The sequence below is a fragment of the Streptomyces sp. NPDC051172 genome (assembly GCF_040682555.1).
Lineage (GTDB): Bacteria > Actinomycetota > Actinomycetes > Streptomycetales > Streptomycetaceae > Streptomyces.
In genome coordinates, this window is record NZ_JBFBBE010000510.1 from 1 (window position 1) to 1,012 (window position 1,012).

Consider the following 1,012-nt stretch of genomic DNA (forward strand, 5'->3'; position numbering starts at 1 on the left):
TGCGGCGACGGGCCCGGGCTGGTTCAGGGCGATGGTCTCCACGCGCACCCCGGCCAGCGGTGCGGCGCTCATCGGCCCGGCCCCTCGCCGCGCTCGGCCAGCCGCCGGAGGGTGTCGCCGGGACGGAACCGCTCGCCGTAGCGGTCGGCCAGCTCGTCGGCGCGGGCTACGAACGCGGCCGGTCCGCCCTCGCGGTGCGTCATGAACGTCACGGGCCCGCCGGTGTGCGGCGGGAAGCCGATGCCGAACACGCCGCCGAGGTTCGCCGAGGGGGCGTCGGTGAGGACGCCGTCGTCGAAGCAGCGGGCCGTCTCGATGGCCATGCGGTACAGCAGGCGGTCCTGCAGGTCCTGCTCGGGCACGTCCGCCCCGGTGGCGAAGTGCTCGGCCAGGCCCGGCCACAGGTGCTTGGGGCCCTGTTCCGGGTACTCGTAGAAGCCGGCGCCCTGAGCGCGGCCCGGGCGGCCGAACTCGTCCACCATGCGCTCCACCACGCGCTCGCCCGGACGCACCGGACGCTCACCGCCGGCCTCGGCGACGGCCTTCTCCTCCTCGCGGCGGATGTGCTGGATCAGGGTCAGGGAGACCTCGTCCATCATGGCCAGCGGGGCGGCCGGGAAGCCGGCGTGGCGGGCCGCCCGCTCGATCCGCCGCGCGTCGACGCCCTCCTCCACGAGGGCCGCGGCCTCGAGCACGAGCGTGCCGTAGACGCGGGAGGTGTAGAAGCCGCGCCCGTCGTTGACCAGGATGGGCAGCTTGCGGATCTGCTGCACCAGGTCGTAGGCGCGCTCCACCGTGCGCTGGGAGGTCTGCTCACCACGGATGATCTCCACGAGCCTCATCCGGTCCACCGGGGAGAAGAAGTGCAGGCCGATGAAGTCCTGGGGTCGCTCCCGCGGGCCCTGCAGCAGGGTGATGGGCAGCGTGGAGGTGTTGCTGCACAGCAGGGTGTCCGGGCCGACCACCTTCTCCACCTCGGCGAACACCGAGTCCTTGAGCTCGACGTCCTCGA

At 73.2% G+C, this 1,012-nt stretch carries 1 protein-coding gene; it reads right to left on the minus strand.

Features of this window, described 5'->3' with window-relative positions; all coding sequences use genetic code 11:
• Positions 1-68: 68 nt before the first annotated feature.
• Positions 69-1,012, minus strand: a 944-nt coding sequence (locus AB0N07_RS52320; RefSeq protein ID WP_365848213.1) for a 3-hydroxyacyl-CoA dehydrogenase NAD-binding domain-containing protein, incomplete at its 5' end; no start/stop codon positions are given.